We start from the raw sequence: 23,964 nt of genomic DNA on the forward strand, positions 1-23,964 counted from the left end.
GCTTAAGAAAATCTAAAACTACATGGGTACAAAGCTGACGGGAACGATATCTCTATCTCAAGCAGAGCAAGCTCTTGCTTACTAAACAGTACATCTGTATGGGGGAACTTCAGTTTAATGGCAACGTAACTGTAAAAGTCGTACCTTTGCCAACAACACTCTCCACCGTAATCTCACCCCGATGTAGATCTACGTATTGTTTAACAATCGCTAGCCCTAAGCCTTTTCCCTGGGAGGTTTATACTTACAAGCCCCGACACATACATGATTATTCCCGTTATCTGGACGATACTGGAGAAGATTTGTTAAGTAACGCTCATAACAACTCTATGCTCTCCCGTATCAAAGAATTAGCCGAAGCCTTGAAGCCTCGCCTAATTGAAATCCGGCGTCATATTCATGCTCACCCAGAGTTGAGTGGTCAGGAACACCAGACAGCCGCCTATGTTGCTGGTGTGCTATCTTCCTGCGGCATTGTGGTGCAAGAGGCAGTCGGGAAAACAGGACTCATCGGAGAGCTAGTTGGTCTCACAGATGAAAGGTTAGTAGCAATCCGCACCGATATGGATGCTCTACCGATTACTGAACGCACTTCTGTTGAATTCGCCTCACGTCGGCAAGGAATCATGCACGCCTGTGGTCATGATGTCCACACTACAGTCGGCTTAGGTACAGCAATGGTACTGTCTCAACTCGGTGAAGTCTTCCCAGGTAATACTCGCTTTTTGTTCCAACCCGCCGAGGAGATTGCCCAAGGGGCCAATTGGATGGTGAAAGATGGGGCGATGAATGATGTTAGTGCGATCTTCAGTGTTCATGTTTTTCCCTCGATTCCTGCTGGTTCCATTGGGATTCGCTATGGTGCATTGACGGCAGCGGCGGATGACTTGGAAATCATCATCATGGGAGAATCGGGTCACGGTGCGCGTCCTCATGAGGCAATTGACGCAATTTGGATTGCCTCACAGGTGATTACAACACTACAGCAGGCAATTAGCCGCACTCAGAATCCACTACGCCCTATGGTATTGACAATTGGGCAGATTAGTGGTGGACGTGCCCCGAATGTAATCGCTGACCAAGTGCGCTTGACGGGAACCGTGCGATCGCTTCATCCCGATACTCATGCCGATCTCCCAGGATGGATTGAGAGCATTGTCGCAAGTGTTTGTAATACTTTCGGCGCTCGCTATGAGATCAACTATCGACGGGGAGTGCCTTCAGTCCAAAATGACTTAGCCTTAACTCAGCTATTGGAGGCATCAGCAAAAGAAGCATGGGGAAGCGATCGCGTTCAAATTCTACCCGAACCCTCTTTAGGTTCAGAAGACTTCTCCATTTACCTGCAACACGCTCCCGGTACGATGTTCCGCCTTGGGGTTGGCTTCCGAGATAAACAAAACTATCCCCTGCACCACCCGCAATTTGAAGTGGATGAATCAGCGATCGTTACTGGTGTCGTCACCCTTGCTCATACAATCTACCAATACTGGCAGAAACGTATATGAGTGTTTCTAACTACTGATAGATTGGTCAACGCCACATATCGACTAAGCTACGGTTATCTTCAAGACAGGAAAATCAGACATTATGGCTTCCCCCACACCCTTGAAAGGTCTGGAATTAGTTGATTGTGCAAAAGCTAATGCTAAGCAGGGAATTGAAACAGCAGCCGAACTGTGTGGTTATGGTCAAGACCTCAGAACCTTCAGTCAAGAACTGAAGCAAGCTTGCGATGGGATGGGTGTCAAAATTACTGAGTTAAGTGACTTGATTACTGACCAAGATAATCTGATTAAGACAGAAGGCGAGATTGTTGCTCCAGAATCAGAAAGTGTACTCTAGGCTGAAGTTAGGTTAGCCAAAATCGCAAAAAAGATTGCCCTGAGCAGGATTTATGCAAAAAGTCTAAGGTTTTGTGGATTCCTTATTGGAGTTCAAGTAACTGCTGTTGCACTTGCGCGATCGCATTTTCCAACTGTTTTAATCGTTCCGAGTAATTTGCTAACCCTACTAAACCACTCTCCAATTGCTGCTGAAGTTCTGCTGAGTGCGGCTGTAATCGCTCTGGTTGAGGGAGTTCATCAATACATTGTCGGAGTGCGGTGATTACAGTCACTAAACTCTCAATCTGCTCTAATTCAGGACGCTTGTTGAATTGCTCAATCAAGTCATCCACACGAGATTGTAATGGCACAATGGAGAGGCGCAATCCATTTTGCCGTTCTTTAAGCTCCTCAACCGTTGAAATAATAGAAGTTAATTCTTGGCTGGGTACAAGATTTTGAACGTCTTTTTTCAACTGAGTGTTAGCCACGTTTAGTGAATTGATGGCACTCCTTAACTGTTGTACTTGAGTGCTAACGCCAGAACTTTGCTGATAACGTTGTTCTAAGCGACGACGGTTAATGACATTCAACAAGAGCGAGAGAGAAACTGGTGCTAAACCATAAATCGCTTGTTGGGAAAAAAACGCGATCGCTGAGCCGACTACTGCGCTACCAATGGAGACGTATTCTGCAATGTCCAGCCAGCGACGATTGTTTGACATGGTAATTGGCACCTTATTCTCGTTGCCAAATTTTAACAGTGCCATCCGCACCAGCTCCAGCGATGAGCTGACTGTCAGGACTCATTGCCACTGACATCACTGAACTTGCCGAATCATGAGTGAGAACAGCCAATTGTTGACCTGTTTTTAGCTGCCAAATCTTGATCGTACCGTCTGCGCCACCAGTGATTAGGATTTCGCCATCGACGCTAAAAACTACTGACATCACTGGCTCTAAATGAACGTTGAGAGCATTCAGCAGTTCTCCAGTACCAAGCTGCCAGAATTTTACATTGCCATCGGTACAACCTGCTGCAACTGTCTCACCATCTGGACTAATCGCTAATGAGCAAATGGAACTCACATTACCTGTGAGGGTAAGGGCAAATGCCGATGCAGTTTCGGATTCTGTCGTATTCAGTTGCCGCAGAGTAATAATTCCATCGCTACCACCACTGGCAATCGTTTGTCCATCTGGGGTTAGAGCGATCGCAGCTACAGCTCCAGCATTTTGTGCGACATCACTCAGGAATTTCCCTGTATTTAGCTGCCATAGCTTGATTGTCTCGTCAAAACTGCCACTAATGAGAGTCTCACCATCGGGTGTGATTGTTAGTGAGCGAACGGAGCCACTATGACCCGTTAGAGTCTTTTTTAATTTTCCTGTGTTCCAACGCCACAGCTTGATTGTCTCATCAAAACTGCCACTAGCAAGGGTTTGCCCATCGGAACAGAGTGCAAGACAAAGAACCCCTTTTGTATGCTTTGAGAGTGTGCGAATGAGCGTTCCTGTCGCTAGTTCCCAGAGCTTAATTGTTTTGTCGAAACTGCCACTAACAAGGGTTTTTCCGTCCGGGCTGATGACAATAGAGCTAACCCAGTCTGAATGTCCTGTCAGGGTGTGTAAGTGCCTCCAATTTGGTTGTGATACAGGTACGGCTTCTGTTAGTGGTGCGGATGAGACAGATTGTGTCTCTACATGTGCAGATTCTGTTAATGGTGGGGATGAGATTTGCGTCTCTACAGGTGCAGGCTCTGGATTCGTGGGAAAGAGTGAGGGTTGGTTAACGGCTTTGGCGGGTGGTGTTGGCGCTTCTTCAGGCGGATTAGCTTGGAGTTGCCGTTCAATCTCCTCCATTCGGCTTTTCCAGCTATCAGGCAATTGGCGATGAATCCGGGCAATTTCTGCGGTAGAGTCGGCGATCGCTTTTTCTAACTTCTCAACTCTTGCGGGTAGCACTGCACTGTTGAGGTATTGAACCACATTGTTGAGCGATTGCTCTAAATTTGCGAGTTGTGCCTTAAGTTGAGCAACTTGAAAATCATCCGGTTGAGCGTTATGGGCTTCTAGCTGGGAAAACAAGCCTGGAAACTGAGTGGGCAGAGAAGCGATTTCTTTTTTGATTTGCTGTTCCTGTAAAATTTGGTTTTCTTCTTGTTGCCGATACACTTGAGCCATCACGCTACTAAGGCGCCGTCTGAGGCGTTGTTCCAAGCGTAGGCGATTAATCAAGTTCAGCAGCAGAGCTACTAACGTTGGTATCGCCGCATAGATGAGCTGTCCGGATGCGATCGCCACAATCCAGCCAATCACTGAGCCAGCCATGAATACATACTCTGCAATCTGTAGACGGTGATTCAACATCTAACCGCTCTGACTCGCAACGCTATAAGAACTAACTCAAAACTGGCTCTTGGTAGTGCTAGTAGTTAGTAGCAAGAAAATCCACTAACAACCAACAACCAACAACCAACAACTAACCCTTAAGTTTAGGTCTAACCATACGCTCAAAGCCCCAAAACCAACTTAGCAACATTGAAATAAATCAAAACACCTAATACGTCAACGGCTGTTGTGATGAACGGTGCCGACATCAGCGCTGGATCTAAACCCAAGGAGCGGAATACAAAGGGCAGTGCCGAACCCGCAATAGAGGCGAGAAATGCGATCGCGATTAAACTGATCCCCACCGCCAGTGCGACAAGAAAATCCCCCTGAAGCCAGTAACCCCAAAGTGTTGCTACTGTTCCCAGGATTGTCCCCAGCAGGATTCCTGCCATCCCTTCTCGCAAGATGACTTGAAGTGCCCCCATATCACGAATTTCATCGGTATTCAAGCCGCGAATCACCACCGTTGAGGACTGAGCGCCAACATTTCCCCCAGTGCCAACGAGTAGAGGGATAAACGCCGCCAGTGTCACGACTTCCTGCAAGATTGCTTCTTGCGATCGAATAATGGTCCCTGTGACTGTATTGGTAAGCAGCAAGACGAACAACCAAACAACCCGTTTACGGGCAACCGTGATTAAATTCGTTTGAAAATAATTGTCACCTCCCGCCTGCACACCACCCCCTAAGGCGTAGATATCCTCTGTTGTTTCCTTCTCCAAAATGTCAATGACATCATCAACTGTGACAATACCAACGAGACGCTGCTCCCTATCAACGACTGGCACCGCCAGAAAGTCATAACGCTGGATTAGCCGTGCCACGTCCTCTTGGTCAGTATCCGTGTGAACACAGACTACATCACGAGCCATAATTTCATCCAGCGTCTGCTGCGGCTGGGAAGTTACCAATTCACGTAAGGAGACAATCCCTTTCAGACTGCGTGATGCATCAGTGACATAGAGGTAATAAATAGTCTCAGTCACCTTTGCTAAACTGCGAATTCGCTCCAGCGTTTCGCTAACCGTTAAGGTTTCCTTGAGTGAGATATATTCAGGCGTCATAATCCGCCCTGCTGTGTCCGCTTCGTAACCCAATAACAACGCTGTCGCTTGGCGTTCTTTTGGGCTAAGTTGTTCAACCAGACGCCGGACAACTTTTGCGGGTAGTTCATCAAACAGGCGTGCTCGGTCATCAGGAGACATTTTGTCTACGATGTCAAGGACATCCTGACGCTTGAATTCCTCAATCAATGCCTGCTGGACACTAGAGTCAAGATACTCATAAACCTCGATTGCCTCAGCTTTGGATAATAAGCGAAAAGCAATCACTTGCATCGCTTCTGGCAATCCTTCAATTGCATCAGCAATGTCCACTGGTTGTACAGGTACCAGCACTTGCTTAGCCCCTTGGAGGTTCCCTTGCTCCAGCAACATTTGCAGCTGGGCACGTACTAGCTGTCGAAGCTCAGTACGTGAGATTGTCTGGAGGGGAATTTGGTTTTCGGTCAAGGCAAGCCCTCCTATTCAGTCCTATATTGAGTCTTGCATTAAGTCTAGGGGGTTTTGGATTATCGATGTAAGGATTTATGCCTAGGAGCTATATAAAAATTACTAACTCAAGTCCGCCCCAACCTCGCCAAGATGACTCCTAGTTCAAGGCTAATTATTCCTAGTATTGCACTACCTGCCCAATATAGACTGGCGACTATAAAGCTGCGTAAGGCGAAGCTATTGCCCAAGGCAGGGCGAAACAGGACAACACTCTCTAAACTGTAGGTCGAGAAGGTCGTATATGCACCCAAAAAGCCAGTAGTAACCATCAAGCGAACGTCTGGGGGAATTGTCATCACTCGTTCTGAAGTCAAGGTAACAAAAAAACCCATTGCCAAACAGCCGCTAAGATTAATAAAAAAAGTGCCATAAGGAAAGCTTGTACCAAACGCTTGAGCAAACCCCAAGGTAAGGTAGTAGCGACTCAAGGCACCTGCGATCGCACCTAAGCTAATTGCTACCGGATTACGAAACATTGGGTCTTGTAACATCAACAACAGACCAGATCAATCTCAATCAAAGAATGTACAGACACTTCATCCTCCACCAGTGGCGTGACCGACTCCTCCGATTTCGCCACTAACTCGCAATAACATAATGATTATGCTCACCCTACTGCAATCCTGGTGTATCAATCCCACCAGAATTTAGTAATGCTGGTGTGATGGTCAAGTACCCTTGGCTGTCCGGACTCTTCGTCTGAGTTAAAAACTTCTGAACTGGAATGATTAATTTTTCCGGTTGAGAGATTGGGAAAAAATGTCCCACCTGTGGAACAAACTCAAAACGACCATGATGCCACAGACGTTTGAGGGCAAGGGCAGTCACCATTGCCTGTGAATACTCTCCATAGATAGCAAGGGTTGGTTTCTGCATCTGTTGTAGTTGCGTTAACGTCATGCTACCGCTATCTAAGAAATCGGACGGCGCTGTAGTTGTCTCCAATAACTTCAACCAACGTAATGCTGTTCGCTTTCCTCCTTTACCAAAAAAAGGTGAAGGAAGCTTATGTAAAAAGCCTTCACCTTCTGGTGTATTTAGTTGTAACTTTGCAATTTCTTTTAGTAGTTGATAGCCTGACTCCCTATCGTTTTCATCAAGTTCAATGCCAAGCTTGTTTAATAATGGTTGAAATTTTTGCCAGTGTTGCCAGTCACGCAGCCTTTGCTCAGGTTGCAATAATCTTAGCCGTACATCTGCAAAAATAAGGCTTTCAACACGTTCTGGGTAGCAATGAGCAAATTGTAAGATTACCGACCCCCCAAAGCTATGTCCTAGAAGATGAGCCGTTTGTATTCCCAAATAATCCAGCAATTCCTTGAGATCTTCTGCCATTTGCCGAGGCGTATAGCCAGATTGAGGCATTGAACTCCGCCCATGACCACGCAGATCAAAAAGTGTTACCCGATTAGTCTGAGCAAGAACTGATGCTGTATAGCTCCAGAATCCTAGGCTTGCTGCAAGCCCATGCACCATGACTAAATCACTGGGAAAGCTGTTTTGACTGTTTTGCTCTCCCAGTTGTAGATAGTGCAAATCAACCGTTTTCAAACAAGCTGTTGGCACTTATTTACTCCATGTAGCCCAGCATTTGTAACTGAGCTAATATTTTGTCTTTTTCATCGTCACTGATGTTTTCAACTTCGTCTTTTGTATCTTTTTCAAGTGAAGTTGTTGATTTGATGACAACAGGAGTTGATTTCAAACACTCTGTTGTAAAGAAATTCTCTGCCACATTGCCTTCTAAATCCTCCGGAATCGGTAAGCCTAAGCTATAAATCAAGGTTGCCGGAACATCGACAATATTTTGCCGTTCTCCTTTCATCCCTGACTTGATTCCATACCCCCCTGCCAAGAAAATCCCATCAGGATGATGGGTGCCACTCGCAACTTCACGCGGTTCCACCACAGGCTGAGTATTCTTGATCGAAACAAAACCATAATCACGAAGTACCAAAGTTAGGTCAGGTGCTTCATTCATTGCACCACCCGGAAAGACATCTTCGCGCTTATGAATCGCTCGAAGAATTGGTTCCCCGGTGTTCTCGTCTTTCAGACTTTTTAGGTCTTCAATCAGTTTTTCCCGGAAGGTTTCATACTCTTCGGGTTTAATCCCTGGATCTCCAGGATTTTGAGCAACGCGAATTGTAATGCCATTACTCGAAGGGGTTCGGCAGTAAGCTAGGGTTTTTTCCCAATCTAAATAGGCAAACGTACTAGCTTCACGTCTCTTTGCGGCTGGAGTGTCATCTGTTTCTTTCCAGGTGACATAGCCTTTCTCTGCCAAAAAGGCATTAATCCTAACAACTTCCGTGGAGGCTGTAAAGCCATGATCGGATGCCATGAACACTTGAGCCTCCGGCCCAACCAGTTCCACTAATTTCTCAATGTAGGTATCAAGCTTCCGAAAATACCCAATACAAATCTCACGCATCCGTTTTTGCCAGGGCGAGGGATTTGAGGGTAGCAAAGTTGGGTCAAGAAAAACCCAGGCTTGGTGCTGGAGTTTGTCTACACCATCGAAGAGAACCGCCATTAAATCAGGCTGATCTTCTCGTAGAAGTTTTTCAGCAATACGGAACCACTGTTCTTCACGAGGGATGTGATAGCGAATCCAGTTTTCAATTTCCTCCTCCGTCATCGCCTCATAGAGTTGTTTCTCTCGGTCAAAATCCCAAGCCAACTCTTTCGGGTCAAAATCGGGGATTTCCTTGAGCCTATCGTACAAATCGGGAGGGGTTGTATTCCGCCGCAGATGCTTCCACGGCACAAACCCAGGCACTAAGGAACCAGCAATCGACCGAGGAGGCGCAGTTAAGGGGAAGTTGAGTGCGGCAACGGTGCGATTTTGACGGCTAGCGATTGACCAAATCGTTTCTGTGCGAATATCTCTGGAGTCAGAGAGAGTGAAATAAACTTCGTTTCCTTTTTCCTCAGCACGGATGAAATCATAAACGCCATGATTTCCAGGAGTCCGACCCGTCATGATCGAAACCCAAGCGGGAGGCGTCAAGGGATTGGGAGTCGAAAGCAATTTTGCCTGTGCTCCTGTTTCCATAAACTGCTTAAGGAACGGCATGGTGACGCCAAAATCTGGCAAGTCACGGGTCATTTCATTAAGAACGGTAAATGTAGCACCGTCTAGTCCGATAAAAAGAGTCTTAGTCATTAACTAATTCCATTAAGTTTGGCAGAAACAAACTCGACAAATTCATTGACAGTGATGTCGTCAATGTATCGACCATTACGCATAACCAATTCTTGAAATCCTAGTTTTTGTTTGTAATGCTCTTCTATAGAGACAATCAAATGAATAATATCAACTGATGCAAAGCTTAGATCTTCTACAATCTGGGTTTCCGGACTAATCTTCTCATTCAAGTCCAAATCCCAGTCTTGGGTCATGTCCTTAAGAATGTCTATAATTGTTGCTTCAATCTGGTTTTCTGTTAGCTGCATAAGGTTTACCTTTTATCAGTATTTACCAAGTACTAAAATTGTGCATTATAACAATTTTTGCTTTATCTGGATCTTCTTGATATTACAAAAACAATGATGAATGAGTGTTGAATGCACGAAAAACCATTTTTTTCCTGGGCTTTAGGCTTGATTTATGGGAACTTTACTAGGACTGACATACTGCAAGAATTGCATTATCCTGATACCAAAGTTTTACATTAAAAGACTCCTTATTATGAGACACATTCACTTGATGGCTATCCATTGAATAATGAGTAATAGCCCATTGATTAGGTACTCCTTCTAGCCCCGTACCATTAGCTTTTGCTGCCGCTTCCTTGGCGCACCACAGCCCTACCATAGTCGCTTTATTGGAATGGGGCAATAGTTTCAGTTCTTGTTCAGTAAAGACACTAGTGAGCCAATCATCAACATGAGTTAAGTCAAGACGTTCTAGGTCAATACCAAGGCGAACATTGGGCTGGTTAGTGACAGCAGCAACAACATAGCCCTGACTATGACTGATAGAAATATCTGGTAAAGAACCGACGCTTTCTAAGGCTGGACACTGTACGACAGGCTTACCTAGTTGTGTCGGTAAAATTTGGATATCTATCGGAGACAGTTCCAAGTTGAAGGATTGTTTAGCCCACTGACGTAAGGCATCCTTAGCGGCAATTCGACCTAACAACCAATCACTACGTCGCGGCCCTTTTTCAGGTAATCCATACCAAAACTCCCGTTCTTGAGCTGTTAGCATCAAGTGAGCAATAACGTGCTTGATAACGCCACCTAACTCATTAAGGAAATGGTTAGGGAAAGGGTCAATACGTCGGCATACCAGTCCTGTTTCTGCTTGCATCCAGGGTTTGGATATGTAAGCCGTGTGGGTAAAGTTGCGGCATTGGTGATATTCGTCTGGAACATTTAGGAAGATTTCCAGGAACCCTTCCAGCCTGACGATAACGCGATCGCACTCATCCAGAAACTCAAAACCCGACTCAATTTGGCGATCGCTAGTAAATCCCATCCATCCCCGGCATAAGACCATTTGACCGGGAGATAACGGTACTCCATATTGATGAAACGCTTTAACCTGAAAGGGGAAGGTGTGAAACTGAACACCAATTGATTGCGCTAGCCAATAAGCGACCAGATGACCCGCCGCATCAAGTAAAGGCGCATCAATCTGAAAAACAGGTCGCTGGCACTGACTGAAAAAGTCATCAATCGCCGTTACCTGTAAATCAGCTTCAATCCCTTGCTGACCGACTTGGCGGATGTGCTTAACCCCCTGAAAGCGAGGGCCGTGGAACATCCCGACAGTGTAAAGTTCTGCATCTGACCAGTGCGATGCTTCAGGACTATCCAGGTTGAAGGTGGTGGGAGTTGGAGAGGGGAGGAGTTCATCGGAGAGTCTCACATAGCCCTCAAAGACTAATTGAGGATTTGCTGCATCAGTATTGCCAGCTTGGAACAGTTGAACATGAACATCCCAAGTGTTATCAGCAGGTTGGGGTTGTACTTTGGCAAGGATATCTAAGACAAGAGAACCTTGTTCAAGGGCAAGCCAACGGTAGCTGCGAACATTGTAAATTCCTGTAACCCATTTCTCGCCGTTGAATAGGCAAGCGGCTGCCTCTGCCAGAATTTCCATGCTGACGGTAAAGGGAATCACCGGGAGGGGAGACAGCGTAGAATCGCGTAGCGCATGGGTACCACCGAGGGTATGGTCATGAAGAAATAGATCATGCTCCATGTCAAAGTAGCGTTGAGCGTGTAAAAGCTCAGTGTCCTGCTCAATAATTTGACCTAATAGCGGCCAAGCTTCTTCCTCAGTTAAGGGCGCGATCGCAAAATCATCAGCAGCTAGGGGGTTTCCTTCAACATCGTTGTATGTAGCACCATACAGACTGGCGCTTACCCGTGCTTGACTGGCAAGGAATTCTTGCATCAAGTCAAAGTGAGCCGAAACGATAGATAGACGAGAGTCTACTGTTTCTACGTTTTGTTCAGGCGTGTCGTAGGCTAGCAGGGGAGGAGAGGGTGCAAATGGAACAGAGGGAATACTATTGATTACAGATTGAACTGGGATAGAAGGGCTGCTGAGTTGTTCGTTTTCAGCAGGGATGGCTTGTGGTTCCAGAGCAACAACAGGTTCCGGGTTGGCTGGTTGTTCTGTAGGACGCTTGTTCTTGTTTTGTAGGGTTTGCACAAAATCCGGCTGTAGACGCATTACCGGCATGGTTAGCTCCAAAACAGGTTGTGCTTTTTGCTGGCTAGCTTCAATGGCGACGGAGGCATCTAGATTAATTTGGGTAACTTCCCGATGCTCATATAAAGGGGCAAAATTAATGGCTGTACCACTCACAAAAAGCTGGGATAGCAGTTGTTGAATTTGTTCTAGACCAGAACGACGTTGTGTGTTGCTAGATAGAGCAAGATGATCGCGTTTGTGGAGGATGTCATTGACGAAGTTCGTGAGATTGCCACCCGGCCCAACTTCAATGAAGGTTCTGACTCCTTCGTTGTAGAGGTTTTCAATGGTTTCTTGAAAACGCACTCGTGTTGACCACTGTTTGAGCGCTAAGGTACGAATCGCTTCTGGTTCAGATGGAAATGCTTCAGTGGTAGCGCAACTGTAAAGGCAAGTATGACCAGAACCAACATCAAGCGTATCGTAATAATCACCCAAAGCCTCACTGACCTTGGCAAACAGAGGAGTATGGTAAGCCCGATCAAAGGGTAGACGGGTACAAATACCACCCCACTCACCTAATTGAGCGATCGCTTGTTCAATATCGCTTTCACTGCCAAAGAGGACTGACTGATTTGGACAATTGTCAAGGGCTAAATAGAGATTTCCTTGGAAGTTATCAACAAGCTGTTTGAGCAAACTTGACTCGATCGCACCCACACTCAGGAGTACACCTTTGGGAATGCTATCTGCGGCTTCTAAATCCTGATAAATTCGGTTGAGATGATGGATTTTTGCCCTTAGTTGTGCTTGTTCGCTGAGCTTAACAATTCCTGAGGCGATTAGGGCAGTATTCTCTCCGGTACTATGACCGACCATGACATCGCACTGAACTCCCAGATCGCTCAGGAGTTCGTGTAAAGCCATGCTGGCGGTAAACACAGTCTCTGTAGCAACATCCAAGCTATATAATTCCTCAGTAACCTGGTAGCGTTGCACTTCGGTTAAGCCAGTCGGAGGTGGAAAAATAAAGCGACTTGGCGGATGCTCTCTAACTCCGGCAAAGATTTCATCTAGAAAGTCAAACCAAGCGCGGACTTGAGGGAAGTATAGACACAAGTCTGCCAGCATATTAGGATACTGCGCTCCTTCGCCAGGAAAGAGGAAAGCAATCTTACCAAGATCTGCCTTTGGCTTGGACTCGGCATAATAAATTCCACTTCTGGTTTGCAGACGGGTTCGAGCAGCATCTTTTAGTTTCTCAACCACAAGATTGAGTTTCGTCTGTAAGTCCGGAACATCTTTGGCAATAATTGCTAAGCGATGGGTGCCAGAGGTACGGGTTGAAAGCGTATAGGCAAGGTTAGCTAGAGGTTGAGTGGGATTAGCTTGTAGGATTTGCTGTACGTTGTTGAGCAAATCAAGCAAGGCTTGTCGGCCATTACTAGAGAAGGTTAGAAGTTCTGTAGACCACTGATTATTGAGGTGCTTGACAGCTTGCGTCTGGTCAATCCCCATATATTCTTCTAGAACAGCATGGGCATTCACCCCCCCGAATCCAAAGGCATTAACTGCCGCACGGCGTGGTGTTACTGGGTTGCCATGAATCCAAGGTCGAGTTTCGTTGTTGATGTAGAAGGAAGTCTTTTCGATTTCCAGGGCTGGGTTAACCTGGTCGCAAAGGGTTGGAGGTAAGATTTTGTGGTATAAGGCAAGGGCGTTTTTGATGATGCCTGCAATTCCGGCGGCAATGGTACAGTGACCAATCATCGATTTCACTGAGCCTAATGCTCGCTGAGGAAGCAATCCTTGACGTTCGCCAAACATCCGGCCCAGAGATTGGATTTCAGTGCGATCGCCTAAAGGAATCCCAGTACCGTGTGCTTCAATCAGCTCAATGCTGTTTGGATCAATGCTGTTTTCTTGATAGGTGCGTTGTAGAGCAAGCACTTCACCTTCTAAACGAGGAGCTAGCAATCCCAGTGCTTTGCCGTCACTGGAGCTACCGACACCTTTAAGGACAGCATAAATGCGATCGCCATCTCTCACTGCATCATTCAGTCGTTTCAGAACGACAATTCCTATACCTTCGCTGAGGAAGGTTCCATCTGCTGATTGATCAAAAGGACGAATATTGGTACGAGACAACGCCTTAAGCTGGCAGAAAATCATGTGCAACTGGGGCGGTGTCGGAACTTGTGTTCCTCCCGCTAGCATCATGTCGCAGCGATGACTCAATAACTCTTTAATCGCTAATTCAATTGAAACCAAAGACGAGGCACACGCCGCATCAATCACGTAGTTTGGCCCCATCAAACCCAGACGGTTAGCAATACGCCCAGTGACCACATTAGGTACCATTGCTGGTGCCATTTCAGCAGAAAAGGGTGGTAGCGCCGCTTTCAGTTCTTTACGGATTTTAGCCAAGGTATCTTGATCAAGTTCCGGATTGATTTGGCGAAGTAAGTCTAAGGTTTGGTCTACAACCATCCCATGTTGCAGGAGATTGGTAAAGCCACGGTTGATATAGGTGCCACGCCCCAGAATGATACCTGTTTGTTCACGATTAAAGGGGCGCTCAATGTAACCCGCATCGGCAAGCGCATCCCGTGCCAGTTTTAGGGCAAGAAAATGGTCTGGGTCGCCACCATCCACTGAATTCGGCATTATCCCAAACTCAATCGGGTTGAAGTGGGCTAAATCCCCGACAAATCCCCCTTTCCGGGTGTAAAGTCGGTCATTTTCCGTAGAATCCGGCTCAAAATAGGGTTCTGCCCAGCTATCGGGTGCCTCCCGAATGGCATCAACTTTATTAAGGATGTTTTGCCAGTAGGCGCGTAAATCTTTCGCGCCAGGAAATAAAGCCGACATCCCGACAATTGCAATATCAGTGGGTGAGTTCTCTAAACTCATGGTTGCTTCGCCAAACGATTAAGTGCTGTGTTACAAGTACTTTCCACATCTTGCAGATGCAAATGTACCTTACCAAGTTCATCAAGAAAAACTGCATCGTATACCAAGCTGTGATCGCTCGTAAGTGGCTTCACGCGGAAAGCGACTTGCAGTTGTCCGTTGAGGGGAGATTGACCATAGCGGGCAACGGAACCAAATCTTGAGGGGAGAGGTGTTGTCCCTCGTTGTACACGGTTCCAGATGATGGCTAGTTGGGGGGCAGTATCGACTAATCCAGGGTCAAATAACCAATGGCTGGATGAGTGTAACGCTTTATTGTTTAACCAGTCTGCTGGCTGGCAAGGCATTACCCTCGCATCTAACCCTTGCTCTGACAACCGATCAATAGCAGTCACTAACTGGAACCTAGACCCGTGAAAGAGATAGTCTCGGTAAGCGGCTGTGATGTCCAAGCTAGAGCCTGCACTCAATGGCAGTAATGAAACAGAAGGCGCTTCCGGCAACTGAGGGCGGAGGATAACCGAAGCGCGGTAAAAGGGAAGTTTACTCTCCGGATCTAAAATGTCGATAGCAACCTGCAAGGATTCCGAGTCAGCATGACTCGATGCTCTAGCACTAAATAAGGCTTTTCGCCCTGCATCAGTGTCTAGCACTAGCCCTCGCATCACTCTTAAGTCACGAACTTCTGTCACCGTCCATTCTGACCAAGCCGCTTGGACAAATTCTGCCATCCACTCCAGCGCCCCGGTAGCAGGCAAGACAGGTTTTCCATCCAAGCGGTGATCATAAAGATAAGGGTCACTCGTGAGGGAGAAAGTATGCTCTAAACTAACCGTGCTATTCGGCTGAATCTGGGGTTGGGAGGATAAGAAGACGAAACTGTTTAGCTGAAAAGAAGACTTTTGTTGTCCTTTTAACTGACCCTTTTCAGTTTCGTAGGCTTCCCATGGCCCCTCACCAGCAATCACTTCAGCTTCCCCCTTGCGTCCGTAACGCAGTTCCTCGGCAAAAAACTGACGACCTGCTGACAAGGCAATGGGAATGATACCACGTTCTCTAAACTGACGTTTCACTCCTTCCGATGCCATCCCTGTCGTGTCCCAAGGGCCCCAGTTAATCGCGACGACGCGGGTTTTAGTCCAAGTTTGATCGAGTTGCCAAGCCAAGCGATTAATAACCTCATTGGCAGCCGCGTAGTCAGACTGTCCGCGATTGCCATAGCGACCAGCAACTGAGCTAAATAAGACAAATAGCTTGAGCAAGTCCGGTCGTAAATGGCGACTGAGGATGAACGTGCTGTCTACTTTGGTATCAAAGACTCGCTCAAAAGATTCTGCACTCTTATCAGCGATAAGCTTATCTTCGATGATGCCTGCACCATGAATGACCGCATCCAGACGATCGTAGCGAGTGTAAATCCCATCGATTAGTGCGCCAAAGGCTTCAGCGTTTCTGACATCAACAGGCAGATATTCAACCTTCGCACCAGTTTGTCTAAACTGTTCCAGGTTGCGGCGAATTGTGCGATCGCGCAATAATCCTTGGAGTTGACGCTCAATCTGTACAGGTGTCGGGGTTTCTCCTTGCTCCCGTGCCTGATTCACCAGCACCTTTCGCAATACCCCAACATCTTCAATATCAGCCGTTTCCGCCTTTTCTGCTGTCGGTTCTGCTGCGCGACCAACTAGGATTAATCTCACACCCAAGGATGCCAAATCCCCAGCAATTTCAGCAGTAATCCCACGCGCCCCCCCAGTTACTAAGACAACCCAATCAGCAGAGGGGCTTAGCTGTGTCTGTGTTGCTGTTGTCGTTAAGGGTGCAGGAACTGTACGAAAAATCGTGCGAGTTCCTTGAGGATAGCCGACTTCTACACGACCTCCTGGCATCAGTAGCTCTTGAACAATGTGCTGAGCGATCAAGGCGGGGGATAAGCTGGAATCGAAATCAACAGCTTTGGTATGGACATCAGGCAGTTCAGTAATTAAAGATTTTAGAAACCCATTGTTACTACCGCCTGTGGGTAAACCTACGTCGTAACTATTACGACCGAAATAACCACCTAGTAAAGAAGCGGCAAGTACCCGACCAGATTGTTGCTGTTGTAGGTTGATAGCACATAACTGTGTCAGATGAAACAAACTTTTGGATTGAATTTGAGTGTATTGTCGCCAGTCTGATAGGTTACTTGGGAAAGGAATAGCCGCAAGCGGGGCAAGGTGGATAATTCCAGCAATAGAACCGTAGATTTGGCGTTGTTGAGCCACCACCTCAGCTAACTCTTGGGGTGAGTGTAAGGCGGAAGTCGGTACAATCGCACTTGCTGCTCCCATTTGCCGCAAGCTATCTGCCACATAGGAGGCGACAAAGAGCTGATCTTCCGTAATCAGGAACAAACCCTTAGGAGTAATAAACTCACTTTCAGGTAAGGTTTCCTGAATAGCTTGCATCACGTAGCGCCCAATGCTCTCGCTCCGGGTGTCAACTTTCCCAGGCTATTTTCCTCCTGAGTCGCCGGTGCGGCTGGGGAAATCTCTAACAACTGGTCAACGATACCGTTGAGAGATTTGACACGAGTCAGGCTTTCCATTTTGGACTGAACGCTGGAAGCAAAGGCTTCCGGAAGACTTTTCTGGAGTGCGCCCAAGATTTCTACTCGCTTAATTGAGTCAATCCCTAGTTCGGCTTCCAAGTCTTGGTCTAAGCCCAGCATTTCTGTTGGGTAGCCTGTGCGATCGCTTACTAACTGTAAGAGGGTTTGAGTCAGGTTCGTTTTATCGGGTAGGGAGGCAAGGCTTTGTGTTCCAACAGCCGTAGTCTGTGAAGGTTGGGTTGGGGTTGGTGCAGGGGCTTGCAGCTTTGAGAGCAACTGGTCAACCATGCCATTGAGGGATTTGACACGGGTCAAACTTTCCATTTGCTCTTGAATATTACCTGCCATCGGTTGCGGCAGACTTTTCTGGAGTGCGCCTAAGATTTCTACCCGCTTAATCGAGTCGATCCCTAGTTCGGCTTCCAAGTCTTGGTCTAAGCCCAGCATTTCTGTTGGATAGCCTGTGCGATCGCTTACTAACTGTAAGAGAGTTTGGAGTAAGCTAGCTCGATCTAGAAGAGGAGATGGGGAAGGAGTTGGTGGTGAGGGGAGTACAGGTTCCACCGCCTGAGCGACTGCCACGACTGGGGGTGTTACAGGTTGAGAAGGCTGTACGGCTGTTGGTGTCTGTAACGGTACAAAATTTTGCGTGTCTATCCCAGGAGTCTTCGCTACACCATTACTGTTGCCGTTGCCATTTCCATTACTATGTTTGCCGTTAGACAGACTTGGTTGATAAGCAGGTCTTCTGGGTGCAGGGGTTACGGCTGGAGGTGGAGGAATAATCTGCCCTTGTTGACCACCACTGAGAAATTGCTGCATTACCTGTTCCTGTAGCCGCAAGAATTGACGCATCGTTTCTTGGTAGGAAAGGTAGGCTTCTAATGCTGCGTCTCCTGAAGCTGGAGCATGATGATTGGGGCGTGAAGCTGGAGGAACAGCAGGTCGAGAGGCACCATTCTGAGGAGTTGACATTGACATCGGTAGCGGTTTCGTAGGTTGAATTGCGGAATTTGTAGAAGAAGGTGTTGAGGCTTGAGGTACAGGTGTAGAAGAAGGCTTTGAGGCTTGATGTACAGGTGTAGAAGAAGGCTTTGGGGCTTGATGTACAGGCGCAGGGGCATTATTCATAGGAGGTAAAGCCTTTTGTGCTACCTCTTTCTTTGCCTGTGTCGCCGTTTCAAGAGTTAGGGGGGGAAACTTTCCTGTATAACCAATAACCTCACTATGGGGTCGAACATTACCACCGTTGACCAGCCAAGCTGTACGGGGTAACTCTGGTTTACGGGTCACTTCCACAAGCCGAGACAAGTCTAGCGACTGGACATCACGCCCTTCAAACAAGGCTGTGAGTTTGATACCAGCGCCGCGTGTGATCAAAGTTCCTAAAGCTAGCAGGAAACCTTTCAATCCACCACCCTGACCATCCAGGGATACAACAGTATGGTTTTTACCAGCCAGAATTTGACCAACCAGCTTAGTCAGAATGCTCTTGGGACCAACTTCAACAAAAATTCGCGCCCCATCTGCATACATCGCATTAATTTGACCGACGAACTCTACAGGAGAGAGTAGGTGTTTGGACAATTGCTGACGGATTGCCTCAATTTCTGAGGCGTAGGGACGGGCGGTGGAATTAGCGTAAACCGGAATTTTTGGAGTCTGCATGGGTGCAGAAGCGATCGCGCCTGATAATGACACCTGTGCAGAGGCAACTAAAGAAGAATGAAATGCACCAGCAACAGGCAACATCCGTGCCATGATTTCAGCCACATTCAGCGCATCAACAACTTGTCGAACGGCCTGTTTTTCCCCAGAAATAACAGATTGCAAGGGTGCATTGTGATTGGCAAGAACGACACCTCCAACCCCATCTAAGCGGGCTAGCAATTCTTCACGAGTCGCTTGAACCGCCGCCATTGCACCGTCAGCCGCCGCACAGGCAGTAGACATCACTCTGCCTCTGGTTTCAGAAAGCTTAAGGAACGCTTCTCTTGACAAAACCCCTGCTGCGTGCAACGCAGCATACTCACCATAGCTGTGTCCCGCTACCATATCGGCTTCAAGGTCAAGACGTTTGAGCAAGTCCAAATAACCTGCTTCCACCGCACCAATTGCTGGTTGAGCGATATGAGTATCTGTTAGTAGCTGTTGGTTCGACTCTTGTGCCGCGTCTGAATAGGCACTAGGTGGATAAATATATTGACCTAGTGGTTTGGGGAGGCGATGGCGTAGCTGACAAGTAGCCAACTCCACAGACTCACGCATTTCCTTGAAGTACAATGCGACTTCACGAGCCATCTCTGGGTATTGTGCGCCTTGTCCAGGGAAGAGAAAGGCAATACGGCGTGAGAAGGGAGTAGAGGTAGATTGTTCTTCCTGTCCTAGTTGGATGTGTGGAGGTAAGGAGGCTGGGGTTTGACTATTTAAATGAGCGACAACAAGGCTTAACGCTTCTTTGAGTTGTTGCAGGTTTTCGACAACAAGGCTCAAACAAATGTTCAAATGAGAGCGTTCAATCGAGAGTTTCGCATAGCTATAGGCTAAATCCCGAAGTCTTGGTTCGGCACCCGCCTGTAACGCCTCACTGAGGACTCGCACATCTTTGGCTAATGCTTCGTGGTTTTCGGCACGTAAAACAATTAGCTCATACGGCCAAGCCTTAGAACCCGACACGGGTTCTTGTAAACTTCCTTGGTACTCCTCCAGCACAGCATGGAAATTGGTACCACCAAAGCCAAACGCACTGACACTACCTCGACGTGGGTAATCGGGGTGACGCAACCATGGTTGAGCTTCTTTTAAGAGATAAACAGGGCTTTGAGGGTCAGCGATCGCATCGAGTGGGGTATCAACACCAAAATGAGGAGGCAGGACTTTGTGATGCAACGCCTTGGCAACTTTAACAAGACCGGCTACACCAGCAGTACATTTGGTATGACCGATCATCGTCTTAACCGAACCGATCGCACAGGAATTACTGGCTGCCTGATCGGCTTTCAATGTACTAACAATCGTCTCCAATTCCGCTCGATCACCTGCCACTGTACCAGTACCGTGCGCTTCATACAGTCCTAGCGTATTAGGTGAGAAGCCAGCCTTCGTGTAAGCACGCTTGACTGCCCGCATCTGTCCGGCTGGGAGGGGTGCGGTCATTCCTAGCGCCTTACCATCACTGGAACCAGCGACAGATTTAATAACGGCATAAATTCGGTCACCATCCCGTTCTGCGTCAGCCAAACGCTTCAATACAAGAATGGCAATTCCTTCGCTAATGGCAATTCCATCAGCACTCTTATCAAAAGTACGCGATCGCCCACGCGGAGATAGAGCCTGAGTCTTACTAAAACACATATAGGTCATCGGACTCTGGACGCTATCTACACCGCCAGCAATTACGAGATTGCTGCGACCACTTTCCAGTTCCTTAACCGCTAAGTCGATCGCGGCTAGGGAAGAAGCACAAGCTGCATCTACGGTAAAGTTTGACCCACCCAAATCAAAACGGTTAGCTACTCGACCCGCAATTACATTCAGGAGTACACCGGGAAAGGATTCTTCAGTCCACTCTGGTAAACGATCCCAGACTTCTTCAGAGGGGGCATCAACACATCGAGGAATCTCACAACGTGCCGCGTATTGCTGCGCTAAGTCTCCCGCACCACCACCTGCACCTAAGATTACCGAAGTCTGCTCTCGATCAAAGTCACCCGCCGCTAACCCCGCATCGTCTAAGGCACGTCGTACCCCTTCGAGTGTGAGCAACTGCAAGGGTTCAATCGATTTGAGAGACTTCGGTGGGATGCCAAAACGCATCGGGTCAAACGCTACGTCATCGAGAAACCCACCCCATTTGGAGTAAACTTTGTCACGAGCATTGCGGTCTGGATCATAGTACAGACGCCAATCCCACCGCGAGGCTGGAATTTCTGTAATGGCATCTATTTTCTTGAGGATGTTTTCCCAGAACTGTTCTTGATCGTTGGCTTTGGGAAGTAAGGTCGAGATACCAATAATTGCAATATCAGAAGGTTGAGTGACCTCTTTATCAGGTTCTTCAGAGTCAACAGCAAGATTAGCGATCAAATTGGTACTGCCCTCAGAGACATCCTGATGCAGTTCCTGAACAGTACAAACTTGATTCCGTACCGTCGCCACTTGACCGATCATGTACATGCCATTGGTAATTTGTTGGCTTTCCTCAACGGCGTTGATTTCATTGCCCTTACGCATCAAGCCCTTAGAGGCAATTCGCAAGCGTCCCAGCGTTAAATCTTCTAAGGTATTTTTGATTTCTTCCGGGGAAGTGCCACTAGCGATTAACTGTCTGCGAGTGGCGTAAAATTCTTCTGCAAAAGGCGTGACAGCACAGCGACTGGCATGACCGGGACCTGTTTCTAGATTGATGGTACGGGTACACGCGATCGCTTGTGCTTGAAAACCTTTAACAATCGCTCCACAAGAGACAGCTTCTTCGGTAAAGAGGTAGGCACTCCCCATCAATACACCAACCTGCATCCCGCGTTCTAATAAGGGCGCTGCCATTGCACTTACCATCGCGGCAGAACGGGCGTCATGAATGCCACCTGCAAACAGAACATGGACATCACGTTCGGCACCTGCGGGGACTTCCTCTAAAAGGGTGGAAATCATGCTTTCCCAAAGCAAAAAGCTGGTCAAGGGACCAACATGTCCACCGCATTCTCTGCCTTCAAAGACAAATCGTCGTGCGCCTTGTTCAAGGAACAGTTTTAGTAAGGTGGGAACTGGGACATGGATATAGGTGGCAATGCCTTCGGCTTCCATTTGTGCGGCTTGATCGGGACGTCCGCCAGCAATTAAAGCAAAGGGAGGTTTGAATGCCCGGACTTCTTTTAGTTGTTCTTCTCGCACAGCTTGGGGAACAAAACCAAGAATACCAACTCCCCAAGAGCGATCGCCTAGTAGTTCTTTCGTTTTCTGTAACAGTTCACGGACTTGCCCACCCCGCATTAGCGCTAATGCCAGTAACGGCAAACCCCCGCCTTGGGCAACAGCTTGGGCAAACTCAGCGCTATCGCTGACGCGAGTCATCGGCCCCTGGACGATGGGATATTTTGTTTTGTGAGAAATGGCTAACGGTGCGTCTGATTGAAGCGGTTGCAGAGCTTGAGCTGTTTGAATGTGTTCTACACTGGCTTTGAGCAGTGCTTGTACAAATCTGCCTGTGGTTTTGTAGCGATCGCGTACCGAAACAGCTAACCCTACGGCTTGTCCCATCGGCCAGGCTAAACTTCCAGGAGTTCCCCAGCCAATTAAGGATTGAGCTTGTTGCTGCCATTGAAATTTTGGCTGATTAGAAGTTTCGTTGGAGTCATGAGATTTCGTGACTTTAGCCGCCGATTCCAATCCAAAATCAGCAAGTTCTAACTGTTCTGCCAGTTTCTGTAAAGCCGAAATCGCCTGGAAGCCTGGGCGAGATAAAACGCGGCAGTTCCCCTCTAGTCTCTCACCAATAACAATTGCTTCTTGACCATTCAAGTTACTGAGGTAGCGTTGCCACTCGCCAGGGAGTGCGGATTCGGGCATCAACCATAATTGGTCGTCCAATACAACCCCAGAGGCTCCTGCTGCACGGCAGGCGGCTACGGTATGAATGCCAATGCCACCCTGTACATAGACGGGCTTTGGCTGTCTTGCCACAAGTTTTTGGGTGAGTAGGAATGCTGAATCTTCACCAACCCAGCCACCACTTTCATGCCCTTTGGCAATCAACCCATCAATCTCCTCAAGTGACGGCACGGCTAATGCTTGCTCAATCGCTGTGACTTCCAGCAAAATTCTCCGGGACTGAGCGGTTGGAAGAGAGGCGACGACTTTCTCTAGCGTCTGCGGGTTCCACCCACACAGAATTAACCAATGCGGGCGTGCTGTGAGTTGAGAGAGTAGCGTCTTGCTTCGATCAATTTGTTCTGCCCGTAGCCGTAACCCTACAGCATCACGCTCATCAACTAGCTCTAAAACCTTGTTTAAGTTCCTAGCCGCTTTCTCTAAATCGCGATCGCTGCAAAATTCCCGATCTAGCACGCCAATCCCACCAGCCCGGCTTGTCGCTACAGCAATACCAGGATGAGCCAGCTCGATAGGACTGAGTGAAAAACAGTTGAATGAATGCATTTGTGTCGATCTCTAAAGCTTGAGGAGGATTTTGATAGGGTCAGGATTATATGCCTAAGTGCAGAAACCGTCAATCTCTAATCAGTATGGTTTTTTTAGAACAAAAATAGAAAGATGTATTTAACTTTCACCAGAGGACAGAACTTTCATGCAATGTCGGCAATTTTTTTACGAAACTTTACTAAATCAATGCCGTATTTAAAGTTTTCATCAAGGATGTTCACAAGCAAGACTAAGTAGGGCAAATTCTCCAAAGTAGGCAAATGCAATCCAGAAAGTTAGAGCAAGCAATGGAATATAAGCAGCCAGGTGTGACAGTGTGGTTCACTGGTTTGAGTGGAGCCGGAAAAACTACGATTAGCCGAGCCGTAGAGAAAGCGCTAACGTCTCACGGCTACAAAGTCGAGGTTTTAGACGGAGATGTTGTACGCCAGAATTTAACTAAGGGTTTGGGATTTAGCAAAGAAGATCGAGACGAAAATATTCGACGTGTTGGTTTTGTCGCGAATCTACTGACTCGGAACCAAGTTATAGTGCTAGTTTCAGCAATTTCGCCCTACCAGGAAATTCGAGAAGAAGTGCGCCAAAAGATTGGCAACTTTGTTGAGGTTTATGTCAATGCCCCATTGGAAGTCTGCGAAGAACGAGATGTGAAAGGGCTATACAAGAGAGCGCGCTCTGGGGAGATAAAGAACTTTACAGGGATTGATGATCCGTATGAATCCCCTCTGAATCCTGAAGTAGAATGCAGAACGGATTTAGAAAGTCTAGAAGAGAGCGTCTCGAAAGTGTTAGCAAGGCTGCAAGAGTTGCGCTTTATCAAGATGGAAGTAGACTAAATCTAAATATCTAAATTCCCTGATCTCCTACTAA

The 23,964-nt window shown here is 47.4% G+C and carries 13 protein-coding genes and 1 pseudogene; 3 read left to right on the plus strand and 11 right to left on the minus strand.

Going from position 1 to position 23,964, the window contains the following annotated elements; all coding sequences use genetic code 11:
- Positions 1 to 109: 109 nt before the first annotated feature.
- Positions 110 to 223: pseudogene (locus H6F98_RS22315) on the minus strand (ATP-binding protein); the annotation flags it as partial.
- Positions 224 to 329: 106 nt separating this feature from the next.
- Here H6F98_RS22315 and H6F98_RS22320 point away from each other — a divergent pair.
- Positions 330 to 1,508, plus strand: a complete 1,179-nt coding sequence (locus H6F98_RS22320) for a M20 family metallopeptidase (RefSeq protein WP_192220919.1) — start codon at positions 330 to 332, stop codon at positions 1,506 to 1,508.
- Between the two features lie 82 nt (positions 1,509 to 1,590).
- Entirely contained in the window at positions 1,591 to 1,845 is a 255-nt protein-coding gene (locus H6F98_RS22325) for a hypothetical protein (protein ID WP_192220920.1), read from the plus strand.
- Positions 1,846 to 1,927: 82 nt separating this feature from the next.
- Here H6F98_RS22325 and H6F98_RS22330 read toward each other — a convergent pair whose 3' ends face one another.
- The 10 genes from H6F98_RS22330 to H6F98_RS22375 form a co-directional block, all read right to left on the minus strand.
- Positions 1,928 to 2,596: a hypothetical protein gene (locus tag H6F98_RS22330; RefSeq protein ID WP_192220921.1), complete on the minus strand. Its 669-nt coding sequence runs from the start codon at positions 2,594 to 2,596 to the stop codon at positions 1,928 to 1,930.
- Positions 2,565 to 4,196 (minus strand): WD40 repeat domain-containing protein, encoded by a 1,632-nt coding sequence (locus H6F98_RS22335; protein WP_192220922.1) that lies wholly within the window; start codon positions 4,194 to 4,196, stop codon positions 2,565 to 2,567. The genes H6F98_RS22330 and H6F98_RS22335 overlap by 32 nt, the downstream gene beginning before the upstream one ends.
- A gap of 143 nt (positions 4,197 to 4,339) precedes the next feature.
- Positions 4,340 to 5,731: a magnesium transporter gene (mgtE, locus tag H6F98_RS22340; protein ID WP_192220923.1), complete on the minus strand. Its 1,392-nt coding sequence runs from the start codon at positions 5,729 to 5,731 to the stop codon at positions 4,340 to 4,342.
- Between the two features lie 107 nt (positions 5,732 to 5,838).
- On the minus strand, positions 5,839 to 6,264 hold the full coding sequence (crcB, locus tag H6F98_RS22345; RefSeq protein WP_192220924.1) for a fluoride efflux transporter CrcB: 426 nt from the start codon (positions 6,262 to 6,264) through the stop codon (positions 5,839 to 5,841).
- 121 nt (positions 6,265 to 6,385) lie between these two features.
- Positions 6,386 to 7,339: an alpha/beta fold hydrolase gene (locus H6F98_RS22350; RefSeq protein WP_192220925.1), complete on the minus strand. Its 954-nt coding sequence runs from the start codon at positions 7,337 to 7,339 to the stop codon at positions 6,386 to 6,388.
- A 4-nt stretch (positions 7,340 to 7,343) separates the two neighbouring features.
- Positions 7,344 to 8,942, minus strand: a complete 1,599-nt coding sequence (locus H6F98_RS22355; RefSeq protein WP_192220926.1) for an alkaline phosphatase family protein — start codon at positions 8,940 to 8,942, stop codon at positions 7,344 to 7,346.
- A complete protein-coding gene (locus H6F98_RS22360) occupies positions 8,942 to 9,232 on the minus strand; it encodes an acyl carrier protein (protein ID WP_192220927.1) in 291 nt (96 codons plus the stop codon). The genes H6F98_RS22355 and H6F98_RS22360 overlap by 1 nt, the downstream gene beginning before the upstream one ends.
- A 166-nt stretch (positions 9,233 to 9,398) precedes the next feature.
- On the minus strand, positions 9,399 to 14,342 hold the full coding sequence (locus tag H6F98_RS22365) for a type I polyketide synthase (protein WP_192220928.1): 4,944 nt from the start codon (positions 14,340 to 14,342) through the stop codon (positions 9,399 to 9,401).
- Complete coding sequence (locus tag H6F98_RS22370) at positions 14,339 to 16,792, minus strand: SDR family NAD(P)-dependent oxidoreductase (RefSeq protein WP_192220929.1); 2,454 nt, start codon at positions 16,790 to 16,792, stop codon at positions 14,339 to 14,341. The genes H6F98_RS22365 and H6F98_RS22370 overlap by 4 nt, the downstream gene beginning before the upstream one ends.
- Positions 16,792 to 23,091 (minus strand): type I polyketide synthase, encoded by a 6,300-nt coding sequence (locus tag H6F98_RS22375; protein ID WP_192220930.1) that lies wholly within the window; start codon positions 23,089 to 23,091, stop codon positions 16,792 to 16,794. The genes H6F98_RS22370 and H6F98_RS22375 overlap by 1 nt, the downstream gene beginning before the upstream one ends.
- A 263-nt stretch (positions 23,092 to 23,354) precedes the next feature.
- Here H6F98_RS22375 and cysC point away from each other — a divergent pair, with 263 nt between their 5' ends.
- Positions 23,355 to 23,930, plus strand: a complete 576-nt coding sequence (gene cysC, locus H6F98_RS22380) for an adenylyl-sulfate kinase (RefSeq protein WP_242058648.1) — start codon at positions 23,355 to 23,357, stop codon at positions 23,928 to 23,930.
- Positions 23,931 to 23,964: the final 34 nt, after the last annotated feature.

This window comes from Microcoleus sp. FACHB-SPT15, from assembly GCF_014849525.1.
GTDB classification, from domain to species: domain Bacteria; phylum Cyanobacteriota; class Cyanobacteriia; order Cyanobacteriales; family Coleofasciculaceae; genus Symplocastrum; species Symplocastrum torsivum.